The sequence below is a fragment of the Niastella koreensis GR20-10 genome (assembly GCF_000246855.1).
Lineage (GTDB): Bacteria > Bacteroidota > Bacteroidia > Chitinophagales > Chitinophagaceae > Niastella > Niastella koreensis.
Window position 1 is genome coordinate 1,940,775 of the sequence record NC_016609.1, and the last position, 20,780, is coordinate 1,961,554.

21 protein-coding genes are annotated in these 20,780 nt (G+C 43.6%); 9 read left to right on the forward strand and 12 right to left on the reverse strand.

What is annotated here, in order from left to right:
- Positions 1-96 precede the first annotated feature (96 nt).
- The gene (locus NIAKO_RS07710) at positions 97-429 is read left to right on the forward strand and encodes a DMT family protein (RefSeq protein WP_014217852.1); all 333 of its coding nucleotides are present in this window, start codon (positions 97-99) and stop codon (positions 427-429) included.
- Positions 430-432: 3 nt separating this feature from the next.
- Here the strand turns inward: NIAKO_RS07710 and NIAKO_RS07715 are convergent, their stop codons facing one another.
- Positions 433-1,449 carry a WD40/YVTN/BNR-like repeat-containing protein gene (locus tag NIAKO_RS07715; RefSeq protein ID WP_014217853.1) on the reverse strand — a complete coding sequence of 339 codons (1,017 nt, stop codon included), beginning with the start codon at positions 1,447-1,449 and terminating at the stop codon, positions 433-435.
- Between the two features lie 961 nt (positions 1,450-2,410).
- Between NIAKO_RS07715 and NIAKO_RS07720 the strand changes: the two genes are divergently transcribed.
- Positions 2,411-3,130 carry a hypothetical protein gene (locus NIAKO_RS07720; RefSeq protein WP_014217854.1) on the forward strand — a complete coding sequence of 240 codons (720 nt, stop codon included), beginning with the start codon at positions 2,411-2,413 and terminating at the stop codon, positions 3,128-3,130.
- A gap of 78 nt (positions 3,131-3,208) precedes the next feature.
- Here the strand turns inward: NIAKO_RS07720 and NIAKO_RS07725 are convergent, their stop codons facing one another.
- The 3 genes from NIAKO_RS07725 to NIAKO_RS07740 all read right to left on the reverse strand — a co-directional run bounded on the left by NIAKO_RS07725 (position 3,209) and on the right by NIAKO_RS07740 (position 7,009).
- Positions 3,209-4,114: a transglutaminase domain-containing protein gene (locus NIAKO_RS07725; RefSeq protein ID WP_014217855.1), complete on the reverse strand. Its 906-nt coding sequence runs from the start codon at positions 4,112-4,114 to the stop codon at positions 3,209-3,211.
- Between the two features lie 381 nt (positions 4,115-4,495).
- A complete protein-coding gene (locus NIAKO_RS07730; RefSeq protein WP_014217856.1) occupies positions 4,496-4,765 on the reverse strand; it encodes a hypothetical protein in 270 nt (89 codons plus the stop codon).
- Positions 4,766-5,311: 546 nt separating this feature from the next.
- Positions 5,312-7,009: an HAD-IIB family hydrolase gene (locus NIAKO_RS07740; protein ID WP_014217857.1), complete on the reverse strand. Its 1,698-nt coding sequence runs from the start codon at positions 7,007-7,009 to the stop codon at positions 5,312-5,314.
- Positions 7,010-7,171: 162 nt separating this feature from the next.
- Here NIAKO_RS07740 and ku point away from each other — a divergent pair, with 162 nt between their 5' ends.
- Together ku and NIAKO_RS07750 are read left to right on the forward strand one after the other, a co-directional pair.
- Complete coding sequence (gene ku / locus NIAKO_RS07745; protein ID WP_014217858.1) at positions 7,172-7,963, forward strand: non-homologous end joining protein Ku; 792 nt, start codon at positions 7,172-7,174, stop codon at positions 7,961-7,963.
- A 193-nt stretch (positions 7,964-8,156) separates the two neighbouring features.
- On the forward strand, positions 8,157-8,651 hold the full coding sequence (locus NIAKO_RS07750; RefSeq protein WP_133055387.1) for a ferritin family protein: 495 nt from the start codon (positions 8,157-8,159) through the stop codon (positions 8,649-8,651).
- A 13-nt stretch (positions 8,652-8,664) separates the two neighbouring features.
- Here the strand turns inward: NIAKO_RS07750 and ligD are convergent, their stop codons facing one another.
- The 4 genes from ligD to NIAKO_RS07770 all read right to left on the reverse strand — a co-directional run bounded on the left by ligD (position 8,665) and on the right by NIAKO_RS07770 (position 13,333).
- The gene (gene ligD / locus NIAKO_RS07755; RefSeq protein WP_014217860.1) at positions 8,665-11,469 is read right to left on the reverse strand and encodes a DNA ligase D; all 2,805 of its coding nucleotides are present in this window, start codon (positions 11,467-11,469) and stop codon (positions 8,665-8,667) included.
- 139 nt (positions 11,470-11,608) lie between these two features.
- Entirely contained in the window at positions 11,609-12,568 is a 960-nt protein-coding gene (locus NIAKO_RS07760) for an alpha/beta fold hydrolase (protein ID WP_014217861.1), read from the reverse strand.
- A gap of 114 nt (positions 12,569-12,682) precedes the next feature.
- Positions 12,683-12,943 carry a hypothetical protein gene (locus NIAKO_RS07765; RefSeq protein ID WP_014217862.1) on the reverse strand — a complete coding sequence of 87 codons (261 nt, stop codon included), beginning with the start codon at positions 12,941-12,943 and terminating at the stop codon, positions 12,683-12,685.
- Positions 12,944-12,988: 45 nt separating this feature from the next.
- Positions 12,989-13,333, reverse strand: coding sequence for a hypothetical protein (locus NIAKO_RS07770; RefSeq protein WP_014217863.1), 345 nt, complete (start codon positions 13,331-13,333; stop codon positions 12,989-12,991).
- 412 nt (positions 13,334-13,745) lie between these two features.
- On the opposite strand from NIAKO_RS07770, the gene NIAKO_RS07775 reads away from it, so the two are divergent.
- From NIAKO_RS07775 to NIAKO_RS07785, 3 genes are all read left to right on the forward strand, one after another.
- Positions 13,746-14,543: an alpha/beta fold hydrolase gene (locus tag NIAKO_RS07775; RefSeq protein ID WP_014217864.1), complete on the forward strand. Its 798-nt coding sequence runs from the start codon at positions 13,746-13,748 to the stop codon at positions 14,541-14,543.
- Between the two features lie 40 nt (positions 14,544-14,583).
- Positions 14,584-14,964 carry a DUF3175 domain-containing protein gene (locus NIAKO_RS07780; protein ID WP_014217865.1) on the forward strand — a complete coding sequence of 127 codons (381 nt, stop codon included), beginning with the start codon at positions 14,584-14,586 and terminating at the stop codon, positions 14,962-14,964.
- Positions 14,965-15,065: 101 nt separating this feature from the next.
- The gene (locus tag NIAKO_RS07785; RefSeq protein WP_014217866.1) at positions 15,066-16,250 is read left to right on the forward strand and encodes an acetyl-CoA C-acyltransferase; all 1,185 of its coding nucleotides are present in this window, start codon (positions 15,066-15,068) and stop codon (positions 16,248-16,250) included.
- A 55-nt stretch (positions 16,251-16,305) separates the two neighbouring features.
- Here NIAKO_RS07785 and NIAKO_RS36505 read toward each other — a convergent pair whose 3' ends face one another.
- A complete protein-coding gene (locus tag NIAKO_RS36505; protein WP_014217867.1) occupies positions 16,306-17,025 on the reverse strand; it encodes a hypothetical protein in 720 nt (239 codons plus the stop codon).
- A 115-nt stretch (positions 17,026-17,140) separates the two neighbouring features.
- Here NIAKO_RS36505 and NIAKO_RS07795 point away from each other — a divergent pair, with 115 nt between their 5' ends.
- Positions 17,141-17,659, forward strand: coding sequence for a GNAT family N-acetyltransferase (locus NIAKO_RS07795; RefSeq protein ID WP_014217868.1), 519 nt, complete (start codon positions 17,141-17,143; stop codon positions 17,657-17,659).
- Positions 17,660-17,970: 311 nt separating this feature from the next.
- Here the strand turns inward: NIAKO_RS07795 and NIAKO_RS07800 are convergent, their stop codons facing one another.
- Positions 17,971-18,375, reverse strand: a complete 405-nt coding sequence (locus tag NIAKO_RS07800) for a single-stranded DNA-binding protein (RefSeq protein ID WP_014217869.1) — start codon at positions 18,373-18,375, stop codon at positions 17,971-17,973.
- A 307-nt stretch (positions 18,376-18,682) separates the two neighbouring features.
- Here NIAKO_RS07800 and NIAKO_RS07805 point away from each other — a divergent pair, with 307 nt between their 5' ends.
- Positions 18,683-18,979: a hypothetical protein gene (locus NIAKO_RS07805; RefSeq protein ID WP_242675531.1), complete on the forward strand. Its 297-nt coding sequence runs from the start codon at positions 18,683-18,685 to the stop codon at positions 18,977-18,979.
- 60 nt (positions 18,980-19,039) lie between these two features.
- Here NIAKO_RS07805 and NIAKO_RS07810 read toward each other — a convergent pair whose 3' ends face one another.
- Positions 19,040-19,750: a LytR/AlgR family response regulator transcription factor gene (locus NIAKO_RS07810; protein ID WP_014217871.1), complete on the reverse strand. Its 711-nt coding sequence runs from the start codon at positions 19,748-19,750 to the stop codon at positions 19,040-19,042.
- A complete protein-coding gene (locus NIAKO_RS07815) occupies positions 19,747-20,778 on the reverse strand; it encodes a sensor histidine kinase (protein WP_014217872.1) in 1,032 nt (343 codons plus the stop codon). Before NIAKO_RS07815 ends, NIAKO_RS07810 begins: the two co-directional genes overlap by 4 nt.
- Positions 20,779-20,780 lie beyond the last annotated feature (2 nt).

Here is a 20,780-nt window from a genome sequence, read left to right on the forward strand (position 1 = left end):
TACAGTAACTCTCCATAGCCATGAAATCGTACACTACTGTAAAGAAATTAGAAAGCCTCCCGATGTATCGGGAGGCTTTTGTATTATTTTTGACGCATGCGAACTATCCTTTTGTTGATCTGCTCTAATGTGTTTATGACAATTGCCTGGTATGGTCATTTAAAACAACAGCAAATACCCTTATGGAAGGCTATCTTAATAAGCTGGGGAATTGCTTTTTTTGAATATTGTTTGATGGTGCCGGCAAATCGCTGGGGATATAGTAACGGCTTTACCGGCTTTCAGTTAAAAATGACGCAGGAAGTGATTACCCTGGTAGTATTTACCGCATTTGCCATGTTGTATTTGCATGAACCATTTCACTGGAAATACCTGGTAAGCTTTGCGTTGTTACTGGCAGCGGTATATTTTATGTTCAAGAAATTTTAAGCGTCAAAGTACCAGTTTTGCGATCCGGCCATTGCTGCCTGCTAAAAAAACGGCTTTGCCCTTTTTGGCTTTCCGGCAAACGTGAAAACCGTTCTCGCTTATCAGGCGCCAGGTAAGCCCGCTATCTGTAGAAAGATCAACGCCTGAAGTGCCACAGGTAAGCAGTTTTTTTCCGCTAATATATATAATGCTGCTGCGATAGCCGTGGGGCGGGGTAGTAGGGTGTAACCAGGTATGACCACCATCGTGTGTAAATACACAATTGAGCGTGGTATCCTTATCATTGGCAAAATCGCCACCGGCAATGTAAAAGGTATTGCTTACCCGGGGGCCATCGGTACGCACCGCAATGGAATTGGCGCCGGTGCTTTCTTTGCCCTGGATAATAGGGAGCGAGCGGCCGCCGGCATCGTCATGTACCCGGCTTACAATCCCCCCGCTTACAAACAGAAAATCTTTATTACGGAAATAAAAGATGTTGCTGCCGCTGCTGGCAAAACAACCTTCACCGGTGGCGGCTTTTGATTGCATAATGAAAGGTGTTTTGGCCCAGGTGTTGCCGCCATTGTCTGTTTTGGCAATATAGAATTTTGAATCGATGGGATCGCCTACCACAATTCCATGTTTATTATCATAAAAATCCATGGCATCGAGGAACATGCCCTTGGTAGAATCTGCAAAAACTACCTTCCAGTTGGCGCCGCCGTCGGTTGTCTTTAAAATATACGCCGGTTCGGCAATGCCCATTATAATAGCTGTATTGGCGTTAAAAGCCTCAATATCGCGGAAATCTGTTTGCTCGAAACCTTTTACATTCATCCATTGCCAGGTTTTACCGCCATCCAGCGACCTGCCAACGGTGCCCTTGCTGCCGCTTACCCAAATTACGTTGTCATTTACCGGGCAAAGCCCTCTGATGGATACAGCCTGACCGCGGGTAAGCATTTCAATGGTTTGGGCATGGGTAAAAAAGGGTAAGGCTGAAAATAGAAACAGGAATATGTTAAGGCGCGCAGTCATGGGTGTTGTTGGTTAGTTGGCCTGAATTTAATCAAAAAGCCCTGACGATATCGTCAGGGCCTGTATAATTTTTTCAGTCGAACCTACCAAATGTGAACTGTCTTCAATGGTATCGGATTTAATTTCAAAGGTAAAACACGTTAAAGGTGACGGGTTTTCAGGATATCGACTGGGTTTTTCAAGGATTCATCTTGGACCTTGGTTCTTTGGATCTGGAAATTGGATTTAGTACTTAGAACGGTTTTTTCTTGGATACTTCAGGATACGATCTACATTTTTGTGAAATCGCTTTTGGAACAATTGATCTTTACACTTGATATTGGATGGTGGTTTGGATACCTGGATTTTAAAACCTCTTTAAAAAACTTACTGACTACTAAATCAGTGAATCAAAAATATATGTTAAACCCATTCAATCATAGAGCAAATGTGCTCATTTTCAAATCTTCAGTTATTACGTGAGGAATAGTTTAAATACAATAGCGAGCTGGGGAATACCCAGTTAGTGGTATAGTAAATCTACGATTCTGGTGAATGGGAAGTCCGTTTTGGAGTAAGTAATTGAGGCTGGTTACCGGGGTGGTTGACCACAAATTTAGTGGAATATTTACGCATAGGTTTCGCTGTGAATAAAAAGGGGAAAACTGTTATCGGGGAAGCGGGTTCAATGGAAGGATGTAATTATACAACAGCGTATGTGCAACTCCCCAGGGAAAAACTGCGTTTGTTTGATACAGATATAACTCATTTGTTTAACCGACATTGATGCTAAAACGATAAAAACCTGATAGGAGCCATTTTCCGGTGCTTTTGTTCACAAATTCCCTGATGCAAACGATTGTGTAAACACGTTTTTCGGTACAGTATTTTATGCAGAATGGGGCAAAGGTACAATTACTGAAAAACCCGCCAGATGCAATATTGTCAGGGGTTTTAGCGATTTTAGCATGTAATTCTGTGCATGATTTCGAAAAGTATAATATACCAGATCGTATCTGTTTTGGCCGTAGGATTGTATTTCGTACCAATGCTTGTTGTGCTGATGAAAAAGCTGTGGTCGGCCATTCCGTTCAGGCTATTCGCCCTGTACTGGCTTATATGTGCGCTGGCCAACCTGGTTGAGTATATCCATTTATCGCCGCGGGCCCTGGATTTATATACAGTTATTTATAACATGCTGGATATTCCTATAGTACTTACTATCTTTTACTTTTCGTCTTCCTCTCCGGTTGTTAAAAAGTTCACGAGGATAGTGGCGCCGGCACTACTGGCCATAAGCATTGTTGACTGCATTATCAGGGGATTTAATACCGATTCGCTGAAATATGTGCTGGGCGGGGAACTGCTTATAGTGCTGAGTGTGATCGTTTGGGAGATCATTTTGAAATTACAGCAGATCAAACTGACCGGCCCCGTAAAAGGCCTGCTGTTGATCTACGCGGCCCTGTTTTTTGAATACGGAACCTTCGTTGTTATCTATATCTTCGATTATTTCCTGCCAGGCATTTCTACTTCCACCGATAACTTCCTGGTGTATTATTTATCTTCTTTGGTGGCGCTTCCTGTGGCCATCAGTGGTTTCTTCATAAAAGGCATTAAAACTCCGCCACAACCGGCGGAGGACGAAAGGCAGTGGGCAGTAGGCAGCAGGCAGTGGGAAAACAGCTTTCCTCAAACCTAAGAACCCAGGAACTTAATAACTAACAAACTTTAAACTTAGGCTGCCAATTAATCAGGAGTTACTTCTTACTAAAGAAGCTTAAAGATTAATAATTGCATATGCAGTCTCACTAACATATGGTCCGCCGGGATAGCGGGCGGTATAATCGAGGTTGATCCAGTATTGACCGTTTTGTTCGTGGTAATACATGTTGTCGATGGCTTCATTACCAAAAAGGTGAATAACGGCCTGCTGCATCAGCTCGAACTGTTTTTCGTCTCCACACAACAGTTCGGGATATAAGTGGCCATCCGTTAAGATCATGCGGCAATGGGCGCCTATGGACTTCATGCACGATACCATGAGAATGCTGTGGTCGTCGCAATCGCCACCCAGTCCGTTTTGAATGGTTTCCCGGGCGGTGGCAAAGTATTCATCCCTTTCAGAGTCCGATACGTACTTGAAGTTACTATTGATGTGCTTGAACAGCGAAAGCAGGCGCACCTGGGCACCATACTTGGGATAATATTCATCAAACGATTCCAGTGAGTATTTTACAGAGTAGTTCCGTACCACCGAATCGGTGGCGATAACCTTTGACTGAAGCGTTTTTACGGTTTTTGTTAACGGACCATCAAAAAACGTGGGCCGTAACACCAGGTCAATTTCCTTTTGTTCCTTTTTACCCCAATTGTTCTGCACCATGGTTTTATAATCCCTGATCATATTGCCAAATCCATAGCCATTGGTCAATTGATTATAAATGAGCACTAATATGAGCAAACCTACTGCGGGTAACAGTAAAAAGCGAAACAGCCTGAGGGTGAGAAATGTTAATGTACCGGCTAAAATAATGGAAACCGTAAGGTCAAAGTTCCAGTCGCCGATGATCAATGGTGGAATATAGCGGTTGATAAGTGGCGCCAATGGTATTACTGCCAGTATACTCAATATAACCAGCAGCACTTTCCGGGTATGGCCGTATTTATCCTGGGCTTGGTTCATAACGCACTTACTTTACAGAAACGAAAGTTCAACCATTTTGTTTGTATGGCAAGTGTTAAGCTTTCCGTAATTTGAACAGTAATGATTTTACCTGATAGACCGGTAAAAAAATGTATGGAGCGTATCAGGCGCTTACCGCCGGTTCTCCAGATTGAATCCCCTGAAATCGCGAAACAATATGGTAACCGGTTAAGCAAACTTACATAAAAAACCGCGAGAAAAGAATAGCGGGAAAACGGTAAAGTTTATGTTAACAGGTAATAAAAAATATAAGGTTTAAAGTAGTTACTGTAACATGGTTGGGCAGTTCTTTTTTGTTAAGAGAAAGCATGCCAAATGAGTTAACAACTTTAAACCTTATACATTATACTTTAAGCCTCATTATTCGTCATCTTCTTCCTCATAATAGGCATCCGTGCTGTCATTATAAACAGCTTCCCATTCTTTCACTTTGTCATCGCTCAACAGTTCCAGAATGTCGAAAATCGGATCGTTTTTCTTTTTCCACACCATCACCGGCATATCCTCATACTGAGTAATATACAGGCATTGGTCAGTTTCTACCGTGATTTTAATAAGCGTTACAGGTTCGTCTTCTTTTTCCTGTATCAAATAAAAACAGCCGGGCTCTAACAATGAATATGAATACATACTAATATCCTCCACCTTTTTTAATGTTTCAAAAAAGAAGAATCAACAGGTTGCAAGCCGAATTAAATGGGTAGTATACGCGTTACGTTCTACAGAATTTAATGAGTTGGTTCCAAGTAGTATAAATGGGATGTAAGTAAAGTGTCCCGTTTCGCGTACCATTCAAAATTAGGATAAAAAAACACACCGGCCATACTCCCGGTGGCTGCCAGGCCGAATTTATAATTTGTTTAAAGTTGCCTATTGATAATCATGTTCTTACGTGTTTTAGCTTTTTTAGCCAACCACCATTAATTGATGAAATTTAAATTTTCGGAGGGCCTGAACAAAACCCATTTTTGGCACCCCGTTTATGGGCCGACAAGCTGGCAAACGGGCACTTCTTTGGCAGATATTAGGTAAAAGCCTAAAGCCCAAAGTCGAAAGCAAAAGCGAGGCTGTTTTAAGCACTTTCGGCTTTTACCTTTCGCCTTACAGCTTTCAGCCTGCCCGCACGCTTATGATAAGTAAGCAATTGAAAATCAATCATCTTTAAGGCGCTTGCGTTTAAGCTGTATAGCGATCATTTATCAGGTCAACAATTGCCTGGCGGCTGCCGGCGCCATATTGCTCATCAATTTCAATTTTATTTACCAGTGCGGCCAGTTCCTCATCGTGGACTGAGTGCCGCAACCAGTTGGAGTAATCCTTTCTTTTTAAATGATAAAACCATGTTTCATCGTCAATTCCTGAAGCCATTTGGGTAAACACAATCAGGTTGTAGGCTTTTAAATTCAGTTTGTTTTCCGGTCCGCGGAAATAAAAACTATTGTAATCCATATCACCAGTAGCATACTTCTTTTTGTGACGCTGTTGCAGGTGTACCGGAATGCCTGTTTTAATCAGCACCGGTTCATTACCGGCTGTAACATCCCACACCCAGGCCTGGCCTTTTTGCAGTGGTGTTACGGCATTTTCTTTCAGTTGAATATTTCTGAACCTGCTGAATTCCATAATGGCCTTTGCGGCATCATCGCCCATGGAAATTACCAGGGTTATTTTATTCAGCACGGCTTCGTTCATGCCTTCGGTAGAAAGGCTGATGAAAGCAAAGTTTTTAAAATCATCGGGTATGGCGTAGTAGGAAGGAGCGGCCGGGGCCGGAAGCATATGATGCGCTTCATCGGCAATGATCCAGTGGGGGTGACCGGTTTCCTTACGCATTTGCGACAAAGCCGATAACAGGCTATTGAAGAACCGTGGCCGGTCGTCGAGCGGAATGGCCAGAATAGAAACGATTACGCTTTGCATTGGATTATTCAGGAGCGATAATACTTCTTCCACCGCAGGTGCATGTTCACTGTCGCCAATGCGAACGGCGCCGGGTTGTTGCAGGTAATCGCCTTCAGGATCTATCAAACAGAACTGGTAATTCTTTTCCAGTAGCTTCTCAAGGAAAAAAGTGGCCATAGTGCTTTTACCGCTCTTGGTAGTGCCGGAAAGCAGGATGTTTGGCCCGTATGGACAAACGCTGAAATCTTCTCCCGTGGTCCGCTGCCCGAGGTTCAGATAGTGCCGCGTTAACTTACAATCCACGTCCTGAAGGTCATTTTCCAGTAAACGGTCTATAAGCTGTATTACGCCCTTTCCGTGCGGATGATCTGTAATCCAGTCTGCATGGTGTTGAACGGCAGGCAGCGCATTAGAGACGGCTACAGCGCATTCAGCGGCATTCAGCATAGCGTTATCGTTCTCTGCATCACCTACGGCTACCACATTATGCAGCGACATATTCATTTCCTTCAACGTTTCTTTCAACCCCTTGGCTTTGTTAATGCCCGCCGGCAAAATCATCACTGCTCCTTTGTTAAAGATCACCTGTAACTCCAGTCCTTCTTTTTTGATGGCTTCCAAAACGGTGTTTTGATGTGGTTCCCAGGTGGCCACAATTACTTTACCCACCGATAGTGGTTTAACCTGGCGATGCAGTTCATTTATAAACGGCTCTGGTGGCCGTTCGCCCAGCAACCGTTCTTCTTTGGTGGCCGGCTTATACAACAGCGCGCCGTTTTCAGCAACAATGCGATCGAAGATCTCATATCCCGGAAAAACAACTTTTAATTCTTCCATCACCCGGCCGGTGACCAGGATCAGTTGACGGGTAGAGGCCTTCAACCGGTATAACGCCTCTATAACTTCCTGTTCCACTTTTCCGTGCGTGGCCAGGGTGCCATCGTAATCGGCTGCCAGACATAAATATCTCATTACCGTTCATTTAATGATCAACAATATTCAGGGGAGTGGTTACAATCGTGCTGCCAGTAAAGCTGCGCAAAAAAATACCCATTTGCAGCGTTTGAAAGAGAATGATGGCCTTACCAGATAGTTACTGGCATAAAAGTTTCTGAACCTAATAAAATAACTGTTATGCGAGCCATTTGGACGGGAGCCATCGGTTTTGGGTTGGTAAACATTCCCATAAAAATCTACAGCGCAGTACAAGCCAGTGAGCTGGACCTGGATATGTTGGATAAGAAGGACCATTCCAACATTCATTTCCAACGCGTAAATGCAAAAACGGGCAAAGAAGTGGCGTGGGAAAATATTGTGCGGGGTTACAACCTCGATGGTCATTATGTGGTATTGACCGAAGAAGATTTTCAGAAAGTACGGCCCGAAAAGAACAAGCTCATTAATATTTCCGAGTTTGTTGATGAAACGGAGATAGATTCCATGTATTATGAAAATCCCTATTACCTGGCGCCCGATAAAAGCGGGGTAAAAGCGTATAACCTGTTGCGTGACGCATTGGAAGAAACAGGCAAAGTGGGGCTGGGAACTTATGTACTCCGGAACAAGGAAAGTATTGGCGTAATAAAACCGCACGAGGATGTGTTGGTATTGAACAAGATACGTTTTGGCGAAGAAATTCGCGATACCACCGAACTGGATATCAAGGCAACAAAAAGCAACCCGGCAGAACTGAAAATGGCTATTGCGCTTATAAATCAGTTATCCGGTGATTTTGATATCACGCATTTCAAAGATACCTATTCAGAAGATCTGTTAAAGCTTATAAAGGATAAAGCAAAGGGGAAGAAAATTGCGGTGCCTCATATGCGGGTAGTGCATTCCCGGTCAAAAGACCTGATGGAACAATTGAAAGCAAGCCTTGGTACAAAAAAAGAAAAAAGCGGCGGTCGCCGGAAAGCTTCCTGACCGGATTTAGAAATTCTGTCCGTTAACAACTAAAATGACTTTTATCTCCTCAAAAAAATTCAGTAAATTAGTATAAGTCCAATGCACGTTTGTTAATGATTAACTAAACAGCGGTTATTGATCGCCTGACTGAAACTGATTTTCACGTCTATAGACAGGATGACATTTATTAACACCTCAAAACTTCATGCTTGTGGAATACCAACAAACAGCCGAAATTTTGAATGACCTTGCTACGATCAACCGCGAACGGGCCAAGGCTTATGAAGAAGCGTCTTTTCTGAATTTTATTTTTAACCTGGAACTGCGGGGTTCTTTTGCGTTACTGGCCAACCAAAGCCGCCAAAACAGTTATTCCCTTCGTCAGTTCCTGGAACAAATGCAAAGTCACTTTCCGGTTTCCAAAAAGCCATTGCCACAACTCAGTTTTGGTGATTTGTATAACCAGTGGAAAGAAATGGGTGTTTCCTTTTCGGGGCCTAATATTTACGACATGCTCAAAAGCAGCGAACAGGGCGAAGAAGCCATCCAGGTAATTTATACCCGGGCCATCGAACAATTACCTGCCGGTGACCTGCAGTACCTGTTAGAGACCCAGTTACGCGGATTGCAAACATCGCACAGTATTGTTAAAGGAATTTTGAACCAGCCGCAAAAGATGCCGCAGCGAATGAAAAAGTCGATCTAGGCGTTTTAACGTTCTATTTGCTCTGCATGCTGTTGATCTTAGTGAGTACTTTTTTCAGATTAATGCCTTTCCCCAATACGGGTTTAAAGATATCGCCCACCTCTTTAGCCCGGCTATACATATTTTCGATAGTAAAATCCTGAATGGCCAATCCTTTTTTAACTTCTTCCCAATGCAAAGGCGCCGAGGCTGTGGCGCCCGGTTTGGGGCGTAAGGAGTAAGGGGCTGCTATGGTTTGTATGGTTCGGTTTTGTAAATAATCGAGATAGATCTTGTTTTTCCTTTTGGCCGGGCTGCGTTCCAGGCTGGTAAAGGACGGCATTTCATTATACGCCATCGTAACTATTAATTCTGCTAACTGCCTCGACTGGTCGTAGTCATACGCTGCAGCCAGCGGAATATAAATATGCAAACCCGTTGAGCCGGATGTTTTGCAATACGTATCTATGCCTAACTCGTCTGTAAGTTGTTTAATTACCTGGGCGGCTTCTATAACTTTGTCGAATGAAATATTGCCGGGGTCCAGGTCAATAACACACCAGCTTGGGTTCTCTGGTTTTTTTGTGGTGCTGTGCCAGGGGTTCATTTCAATACAACCCAGGTTGGCCATATAAAGCAGGGACGCTTCATCGGTGCAAACCAGGTATTGTTTTGTTTCACCATCCGATTCACTCAGGTAATCGTGTTTCTCCAGCCAGTCGGCCACTTTGCCGCCGCTTACATCTTTTTGATAAAAGCCGGGCTTGTCAATACCATTGGGATGCCGGTTCATCGATTGCGGCCTATCCTTCAAATAAGGAAGGATAAAAGCCGCCATTTGGTCGTAATAATTAATCAGGTCGCGTTTGGTGTATTTATCAGCCGGCCAGTATATTTTATCCAGATTGGTAAACGTCAGTTCTTTTTTATCGATGGTAACAACCTGTTCTTTATCAGAATCGTTCAACAAAGTTTTTTCGGATGTAATATTTACAGACCTGGCCACACGTTTGTCATTAGCTTCCATTTTTCTGTTTTGTATTTTGCTTTTAGCTTTAGGCTTACTGCTTTTAGCTGCTTTCTTCGTTGGCATCTTTTGGGAACTTTGTTTTTTGGTGGATCTGGTTTCAGCTTCGCCTTCTTCTACGGCTGTAGAATTGTGTACTGCATTTTCTTTATGAACGTCTTTGGCGTTCTTGTCTTCCCGCAAACCCACAAAGATGGGTTGGCGCAGAATATTGTCTTTCGTCCATTCAGAAAATTTTACCTCACCCACCAGCACCGGTTTTATCCAGGTGCAGGGCATATTGGTTTTGGGTTTGGTAGCAAAAGGCGATTTGTCAATTATCAGTGGTTGAAGTTTTTTATAAACCGCAGCCAGCGATTTTTCGGTAAAGCCCGAACCGGTATGGCCTACATAGATCAGTTTATCTTTTTCATATACGCCCAATACAAGGGCGCCAAAATGGCTGCGGCTTCCCCGGGTTTCTGTAAAGCCTGCAATCACTACTTCCTGCCGTTGCACCGTTTTGATCTTTAACCATTGCCGTGTGCGGATCTTGGGTGTATAGGCACTGTCACGTTCTTTGGCCATAATACCTTCCAGGCCCTGTTTATTAGCCACTTCAAAAAACTGCCTGCCTTTTTGCTCAATATGATCGCTGTACCGGATCATCGGATGTTCCGGTAGTATTTGCTGCAGGATCTCCTTGCGTTCAACCAATGGAAGATGCATCAGGTTATATCCATTCAACCATAACAGGTCGAACACGTAATATACCAGTTCTCCTTCGCCATTCTTTTGCCATTGCTGAAGCAATTGAAAATCACTTCTGCCTTCCTCGTTCAGGGCAACGATCTCACCATCCAGTATGGCTTCCAGTTCCAGTTGTTTCAACGCTTCTGCAACAGGCGGAAACTTTTTATTGAACGAAAGGTCCTTTCTCGACATAATGGTAACCTCGCTGTCATTGATGTAGGAAAGGGCACGATACCCATCGTATTTTATCTCGAAGATCCAGTTTTTGTCATCAAACGAATTATCGGTAAGGGTGGCCAGCATGGGAATGATACCCGATGGCATGGCCTGCTTTTTACCTTTTCTGAGTAACCCGTCTATTGCCTGTGGGACTTTTTTTTTAGCGGGTTGTTTTTTTGACGCCACCGCTGATTGGGCAGGTGATTTTTTAGCGGCGCTGCTTTTTTTCTTTGTGGTAGATTTCTTATTGCTTACCCATTCATGGGTGCTTTCTTTGGCCACCTGTTCTAACTTCATTCCCGACTGCACCGACTTCGCTTTCTTGGTAACATCTGTTTGGGTGGCGTATTTGTCGTTATGCTTTATAAGCAGCCAGGCATTGTCTTCGCTGCTTTTTATTTGCACCAGGGCGAATTCGCCTTTTAATTTCTGTCCGTGTAAAACGATCTTCAGCGAGCCCTTGCGCAATTGTTCCAGTAAATGTTTTTCTGCTTTTTTCGGATCGTCAAAAGGCTCTATAGGCTCGTAGGTGCCTTCATCCCAAACGATGACGGTACCAGCGCCATAATTGCCTTCGGGAATGATGCCTTCAAAGTCTTTATAATCGTAGGGATGGTCTTCCACCATCATGGCCAGCCGTTTGTCGGCCGGGTTCATCGAAGGCCCTTTAGGAACGGCCCATGACTTCAGTACGCCTTCCATCTCCAACCGGAAGTCATAATGCAACCGGGTGGCGTCGTGTTTCTGAACAACAAAATGCAGTTGGCTGGAAACTGCTGTCTTTTTACCGGCTGGTTTTTTACCCTCCGGTTCCGGTGTCTGGTTAAACGACCGTTTCTTTTTATAAGTAGCAAGACTCATATGAAGTGACTCAAAAAAGTTATGCCATGAAAGCAATATATCTCCGGTATTCACTTCTACATCCGATATTCAACATTTAATATTCAATATTTTGTATTTGTATTCCCTTTTTTATTTCCCATTTTGCGTTTTTTATTTTTCATTTCAAAAAGGTAAGCAATACCTGCCTGAATTGCCCCGGATCCTGAATATGTGGTATATGACCAACGCCGGTAAACTCATATAACAGGGCATTGGGAAGTTGGTCTTTTGTTTTTTTCGCCAGGGCCGGGTATTGACCATACCTGTTTTTATCATCATCGCTTAACAGGGCTTTGCCAACTACGGTCCGGTCTTCAGTGCCAATCATCAACAGGGTAGGTGCGGTAATGCGGTCCCATTCATAACACACCGGTTGTTCGTAAATCATTTGATAGGTGAGGGCATTTACCCAGGCAATATGAGAGAAATCCGGGGTATTGAGCACTACCGCCTGCGCTTCTACATATTGTTCGTATTCATGCCGCCATTGCGGATAGTAAGATTGCTGGTATTTTTTATATGATTCATAGGTGGCATGCACCTCTTTTTCGTACAGCTGGTCAATGGTTTGGTAGGGAACAAAGCGTTTGTAATCTTCCAGGCCAATCGGATCTTCCAGCACCAGTTTAGTGATCTTCCCTGGGTATAACATGGCAAAACGGGCGGCCAGCATGCCGCCCATAGAATGGCCAACCAAATACACTTTAGGCACTTGCAGGGAGTCGAGCAATTGGTTCATGGCGTATGACAGCATATGAAAACTATAATGGATGTCAGGTTTATCTGACTTTCCCCAACCAGGCAGATCGGGAACGATTACCCGAAAACCGGCGTTTACTAAAAAGGCCATTACATCTTTCCAGTAATAGCCATTGAAATTTTTGCCATGAAAAAGTAAAACAGTTTTATTGGTAGCAGAATCTGGTTGCGCATCCATGTAGGCAATTTGAACCGGTCTGTTTTCCAGGGTAACTTTGAAATATTTAACAGGGTAGGGATATTCCAACTGTGCCTGCAGCAGGGTGGTCGTGAGGCAAAGCAGTAATGCCAGGGATTTAAGGTAATGTTTACGCAACATGCAAAAGATATTAATAGCATGAAGTTACATGCATTTTGTACCCGTTAGTTGTTCCGGGATATTTTAACAGTATAGTAAGAGTCAGGAAAGATTTACTACGGTTTGGGGCAGGGGTTAATCAGGTTCTGTATCTAATTTTTCTTTAACCATTTCTATCAATATATTCAACTGACGGGGATCCATAATGCTTTTCTGGTGCCCCACTTCGTATTCGTTAAACAACACATCGCCTTGTTGCGTCAGTGTAAACAGGTAATTGTCTTCAGAATACACATCGAATACGATCATGTCGCCAAAATCTCTTTCCTTGATCTGGCAGGTTATGGTTTTACCACTTACTGACAGCTCCATCGTTTTCGTTGCTAGTTCTTCCATCTTCAACATGTTTAAAGTGAAAAATAAAAGGACGGTCCAATAAAATTAGTCATGAAAGATAGCCTGTTCTTCACGTTCCTGTACCGGGATCTGTTTTATAAGGTCATCATAGTTCACCTCTTCGTGGGTGGTATAAACACCGTATGCATCCATGGTGTAACCCATTGTGCCATCATTGGCCTGAATGAGATAAACAATGGCAGAATCAGCGGGGTCTGAAGGCCCTTCAAAACGATAGGTTTTGATGATGGTCAGGTCTTCAGGTTTATAAAATTTCCCTTTAGTGGCGAACCCGTCTTTGGAAATAGTAAATTCATTATCGTTATGTTGATGTCTTAATTTTTCCAGTACTGCGCTCAGGGTTGTCATTTCAGAAGGTTTCGTTTCCATAAACAAGTTTTTAAATGAAAAATAGTATGCGATTATTTGAATACCAATCTGGTATTGGTGGTAGTATTGTTTCAAAAACCTGTGCCAACAAATGGGCTGTAATTGCTTACACCACTTTGTTATATTGGTAAAGAAAGGGGCAGAATGAAGAAATATTTCTACACAAATGCCCGGTTTTGGACTGAGGTAGTGCCATTGGTTAATTTCTGCCTTTAGGATTGGGGTGCACCGGTTGGCATAGGATTTTTAATAACTATAACAAGCGATAACTTTTTCCTTCTGGCAATTACACTTGTAAAAAGGTGGTAAGAATGCTGGATACTGAGAGTGAAAGGAAAAAAATATCACTTGCCTCCCGATTACATCGGGAGGTTTTTTATTTTGTGCCTGCTAAATGGCGTATCTTAAACCAATGAAAAAATGGCTATCCTTATCTGCGCTGATGCTTATTACCCGCCTGCTATTTTCCCAAACAGACTCCACTGCAGGCTATTACACTTCATTTGACGGAACAAAGATCTGGTACGAAGTAAGAGGCGCCGGCGAACCGGTAGTGCTGGTGCATGGCTTTATTGTTAATGGCGAATCGTGGAAAAGGACCGCCTTATATCCCGATCTGTTAAAGGCGGGATACCAGGTAATTACTTTCGATCTGCGGGGAAACGGAAGGTCCGGTAAGCCGCATGAGGCATCCTCCTATGCTAACGATGCCGAAGCAAAAGATATTATGGGTTTGCTGAATAGCTTGCAGGTTAAACATTACGCAGTAGTGGGTTATTCCCGCGGGTCTATTATAACAGCCCGTTTGCTGGTATTGGATAAACGGGTTAAAAAGGCAGTGTTGGGCGGTATGGGTACCGATTTCACCAATCCCGAATGGCAGCGCAGAAAAATGTTCTACCGGGCATTGTCGGGGGATAGTGTACCCGAGCTGGCGCAAATGGTAAACTATGTAAAAAAATCGGGGCTCGATCAGCAGGCGTTGGCCCTGTTGCAAAAAGAACAGCCTTCCACGCCAAAGGAAACTTTGCAAAAAGTACAACAGCCGGTGCTGATTATTTGTGGAAGTGAGGATACTGACAATGGCAATGCCGCAGCCCTGGCAACCCTTTTCACACATGGGGTATATAAAGCCACACCCGGCGATCATAACAATGCTTCCAAAACACCGGAATTCTCAGCTGCAGTTATCGGGTTCTTAATGCAGTAACATGGTATCGGGGTTGCATCTTTTTTGACAAAACGTTTATATGGTAACAGCAGTAAAGAAAAAGAAGCGAACTACCTCAGCCACGAAAAAAACAACCACCGCTCATAAGAAATCAACCCGTCAGCAAACGGCCAAAAAGAAATCGGCACCAAAGAAATGGTCGCACCATGTAATGGAAACCAGCGACGCGCTGGACCTGCAATCGGGCATCTTCAAATCAAAAGATCCGAAAAAGATCGCGCAGTCATTAAAACGTTCTGCCGAAAAAAGTAAAAGAAGAAAAGGCACGCCCTACCAATCGGCTATGTCCATGCTGAACTTTTACATCAACCGGGCCGGTAAGCATCTTACCGCCAAAGAAAAACAGCCATTGGAAAAAGCAAAGCCTGAGTTACGGAAACTGTTTGGCCGGGAAGAATAAACAAATTGGTGCCGGAATCCGTTATTTAATAGCTAACGATTGTTAGTAAAGCTATATCTTTGTGCCGCTGACAACCCACATCTTAACACAGAACTTACTATATGAACAAAAAGGAAGTATATATTATTTCGGCCGTTCGCACCCCAATGGGCAGTTTTGGCGGCGGGTTAAAGGATTTTGCTACACCCAAACTGGGCGCTATAGCCATAAAAGCAGCACTGGAAAAAGCAGGATTGCAACCTAACCAGGTGCAGGATGTATTGATGGGCTGCGTAATTCAGGCTAACCTGGGACAGGCCCCTGCTCGCCAGGCGGCGAAGTTCGCCGGGCTGCCAAACGAAGTGAATTGTACAACGGTAAATAAGGTATGCGCCAGCGGCATGAAGGCTATTGCCCAGGCAGCCCAAAGTATTGCGTTGGGCGATGCCGATATTGTGGTGGCCGGCGGTATGGAAAGTATGAGCAACGTGCCTTTTTATGTTGACAGCTTACGTTGGGGTAACAAATACGGCAATACCAATATGATTGACGGACTGGTCAAAGATGGGTTAACCGATGTATATGACGGACAGGCCATGGGTAATGCAGGTGATTTGTGTGCAAAGGAATGCGGTATTACCCGCGAAGAACAGGATGCATTTGCCATTGAAAGCTATAAACGCAGTCAGGCAGCCTGGGCAGCCGGTAAGTTTGCCGATGAAGTAGTGCCGGTTGACATTCCTCAACGCAAAGGCGATCCTGTCAAGTTCTTTAAAGACGAAGAACCATTTAATGTAAAGTTTGATAAGATACCCGAATTGAAACCAGCCTTCCAAAAAGATGGTACGGTAACCGCAGCCAATGCCAGTACGCTGAACGATGGTGCAGCAGCACTGGTATTAATGAGTAAAGAAAAAGCCGAAGAGCTGGGTTTAAAACCAATTGCCAGGGTTGTTTCCTACGCCGACGCAGAACAGGCGCCGGAATGGTTTACCACTACGCCGTCTATCGCAGTGCCTAAAGCCGTGGCCAAAGCCGGATTGAAAATGACGGATATCGATTATTGGGAATTGAACGAGGCATTTGCAGTAGTGGGAATTGAAAACAGCCGGCGCATGAAGCTCGATCCGGCGAAAGTAAATGTACACGGCGGTGCTGTTTCGTTGGGTCACCCTTTAGGTTGCAGCGGGGCCCGTATTATTGTTACGCTCATCAATGTACTGAAACATAACAAGGGCAGGTACGGCGCGGCAGGTATCTGTAATGGCGGCGGCGGCGCCTCAGCAATGGTTATTGAAAATTTGTAATTGTATTTATTTATAGGAAAAGGGCCTCCTGATTGTTATCGGGAGGCCCTTCCATTTATTTAGAACTGAGATCAGCCCGGAACTTAAGTAATTCAGTCCAGCTTTTCTCCACGTATTGTTGGATCACCGACATATAGTCGTTGTAGCCGCTTTCATTGTATTCGGCTTTATATCTTTCCATAAAAGGTTTACGAAAGGCCGGGTCTCTTTCTTTCCATCCGGTTTTATACCGGAATACCAGGATGTATTGAACCGGGCCGGAACCGGAGGCCTGGTAAACAGCTACCGGCTCTTTACTTTTATCCCACACTACCTTTACTTTTTTTAAAAGCGCTGCAATGGTATCGCCATAACCCTGTTTGGGGAAAACATGGGTGATGGCCATTTTATCGGCGAATTCAGCAAGGGGAACGGAACTCAATTCTTCCCGGTAAACAGCAAAACCAATTGAACCCTGTCCGGTAGTAAGCGGCGATACATTCATATTCCAATCTGCTGTATGTTCCTTACTGATGTCATTTCGATCGTCAAGCTGTGCCCAACTGTTAGGGCCTTCTGTAACATGGTAGGCGCCCGCATCGGGACCAGAGATTACCTCATAGGTGCGCCATTTCCAGTCGCCGGTATGAAACTTTTGCGCATGAGCGGTCAATGCTTTTTCAAACTCAGCCACTTTTTCAGGTTTTGGAAAAGCTCTGAAGGTGTTTACAACTGTTTTAGATTGGCTTGTTCCGAAAAGGGGAAGCAACAGCCAGCAGAGAAAGAGTTTTCTCATGTTTAGTGATTTGGGTTAAAGAATGTTGAGCGAAGCCTTATAAAAGTTACATACATTATATGGCTGGAAAAAATGATATGCATCATTACTACCTTTTCAAGAGTACCTTTGCAGCATGAGTACCATTCGCATAGAAGAGGCAACCAAAAAAGACGCAGCCCTGATAGCCGACCTGAGCCGTAAGACTTTTTATGATTCGTTTGCAGCCGATAATACCGAGGAGGACATGGAGAAGTTCCTGAATGAACAGTTTACCAGGGAAAAATTAATGGAAGAGGTGGGGGCGCCGGGAAATATCTTTTTACTGGCTTATGATGGAAATGAACCCGTAGGGTATGCGCGCATGCGCGAAACGCCCAACCCGGTTTTATTGGAAGGTAGCCCATCCATAGAAATTGCCCGGATTTACGCCGTACAAAAAAGTATTGGCAAGGGAGTGGGAAGCGCCCTGATGCAGCAATGCATTGAGAAGGCAAAGCAAAAGAATGCCCGGGTGATCTGGCTGGGCGTTTGGGAGAAAAATTATAAGGCCATTGCCTTTTACTCCAAATGGGGGTTTGAACAATTTGGGGAGCATGTGTTTATGTTAGGCAATGACCCCCAAACAGACTGGTTAATGAAAAAGGCGCTATAAAATAAGCCCTCCCGATAAATCGGGAAGGCTTGCACACACACCAAATACTACCACCCAATATGGGTTGAGGAGGGAGTAAAATATTTCATCTGGCAGGATTACCTGCTCACCCGGTTGCTTATATAATACACATTAGAAGCATTGTGTGCAGTGTGACACATATCGTTCTCTTCAAAAACAAACAGCTGCACTATGTTGAATTGGATTTTAACGCTCTAATGTGTACTGGCGGCACTACCGGGTGAACCCGGTTTTTCAAGCGCATATATGAATTGGATACAGGGTACGGCTTATAACCCTTCACAAAAAAACTAACTATCCATTTCAACATCAAAGTCTTCTGCTTCTTCTATTGCCTCTACTGTTTCGTTTTGATACCTTGGACCACCGCCCAGCATTAATAACTCATTCAATACTACTTCCGATATAAAGCGTTTGATGCCGCTTTTATCGATGTACTCCCGGTGAACCAGTTTACCGGTTACGGCCACTTCTCTTCCTTTGGTTAAATATTTTTCAGTGATCTCTGCCAGTTTACCCCAGGCTATAACGGTATGCCATAAAGTTTCTTTTATACGTTCACCCCTGGAATTTCTATAAATATCATTGGTGGCTATAGAAAAGCGGGCTACTTTTTTACCGGTCTCGGTTGTACGGATATTTGGTTCCTGTCCTAAATTTCCTATCAGTTGAACTTTGTTTTTAATTGCGTACATAACTGTATTTTTAAAGATTACTAATTTATTTCAGTCTATCATCGGGGCGCCGTTCGATTCGACAACTCAAAGATGCAACACACGGAAAGCCATAGTCGGTTTTTAGTCGTTTGTACCCGTTTGTAATCGATTTTAAACGTTTGTTTGTCGTTTACAAACGACTATTTTTTGTACTTTTCATCTTCAATAGCCATTTAAACCTTTGATGATGACTGATAAAAACTGTCTGGCCTGTGACAGGCCTATTAAAGGGCGTACGGATAAAAAATTCTGCGACGATTCATGTCGTAATAACTACAATAACCACATGAATTGTTATACCAGTCCACTTGTGAGGAACGTCAATAATATTTTAAAGCGGAACAGAAAGATCCTCGAAGACCTGCTTGCTCCTTATGATAAGAAGGTGCTGGTAATTGAACGTCAAAAGCTGGTTGAAAGGGGATTCCAGTTTGATTACATCACGGAGCATTATCACCCCGATAAGAAAGAACACTACTATTATTGTTATGATTATGGCTACCGCCCCATTGACCAGGAGAAGGTCCTGGCAGTAAAAGATACCCGTAAAAAGCATTCTTCAAGGGAAAGAAGCAGGCGATAATGAAGTGATGTCGCGTGTATGAAATACGCTTTTAATGGCTGGCCGTGGGCCCGGTTCATCCTATTTCTTCAGCAACTTATCATTCACAATCCTTTCCATAATCTCCTCTTTCTGATATTTAGAAATAGGAATCTGATACTTGCCACCCACATGTAAAATGTTGCCCTCAATGGATTGTATACACTGTATATTCACCACATACGATTTATGCGGTTGAATGAACTGGCCGGCTGGCAATTTTTCCTGTAAGGCTTTTAGGGTGGAGTGGGTGATCAGCTTCTTATCTGCGGTGTAAAGAGCTACATAATTTTCCATAGCCTCTACAAAAAGTAATTCCTGCAGGTTTACCTTTTCCAGTTTGTTGTCGGTCTTAATGAACAGGTAGTTGCCGGAGTTGGAAACCGCACTGGAAAAATAATCATAGGCTTTATTGGCGGCTTTTAAAAAGCGTTCAAACGAAATGGGTTTTAGCAGGTAATCAAGCACATCCAGTTCATATCCTTTTATGGCGTATTGTTCATAGGCTGTGGTGAAGATCACCTTGGGCGAATTGGGGGTGTTCTTCAGGAAATCGATGCCGGTAACGTAGGGCATTTCAATATCCAGGAAAAGCAGATCGGCTGGTTGTTGTTTTAGTAAGGAGTTCAGTTGTATGGCATCTTCACATACACCTGCCAGTTCCAGGAAATCGATCTTTTCAATATAGCCCTGCAAGCCTTTACGGGCCATGGGTTCGTCATCGGTGATAATGCATTTTATGGCTGGCGTCATGATAGTTGTAATTGTATGGCTGCAAAAAAGGTATTATCTTTTTTAGTGGTGGTAAATGTATGTTTTCCCGGGTATAATAATTCCAGTCTGCGTTTCAGGTTTTCCAGGCCAATTCCGTTGCGGGATTGGTCCTTTATCCAGGGCGCTTCTGCCGGTACTGAATTGGCTACTGCAAACCGCAGGAGATTGGCTTCTTTGCTGGCTTCTATGGTGATTTGATAATCGCCGCCTGCATATTTAAAAGCGTTTTCTACCAGCGGAAGAAACAACAGCGGGTACACCTGTTCGCTGTTCAGGGAACTGTCAAAATGTACCCGCAGTTGTAACTTGTCGGAGCTTCTTGCTTTTTGTAATTCTATAAAATTCTCCAGGTAATGTAATTCATGGCTAACCGGAACTGTTTGCTGTTGGTCGTATAGTTGATAACGCAACAGCTCTGAAAATTTTTCTATGCTTTTCTTGGCATCCGCTATGTTTTCATCCATTTGAAAGTAGATGGTGTTAAGCGCATTGAATAAAAAATGCGGATGATACTGTGCTTTTAAGAACTTGAGCTCCGTTTGTAAATTGTCGGTCTTTATTTTTTCCATTTGCAACCGCTGCTCAATATAGGCCCTGATAAAACTATTACCGCGTGCAATGGCGTAATGCAACAATACGTATAAGATCACTACCACATTGGCAATGGCGAAATCGTTCCACTTAACCGGTGATTGTATCAGGAAATGAACGGCAAACAACAGGGGATTGGTGGCCAGAAAGCTTACTGCAAAAAGAATAAAAAACTCTTTTAATACATCGCTGGCTGTCGGCAAACGAAGGCGCTGGTTGAACCTGTTTACAAAATACAGCACGATCTTATTAAACAGGTAGGCATAGCCAACCACCAGAACAATTTCGATGGCGTTTATCTGCCATTTTCTTTCCCAGAACTTTTCCCCCGTGGTGGTGTCATTCACTATCCGGATGGTGGCGTATACCGCCAACCCATACAAACCCGGGAACACGTATTTCCAAAAAAACTTCATCG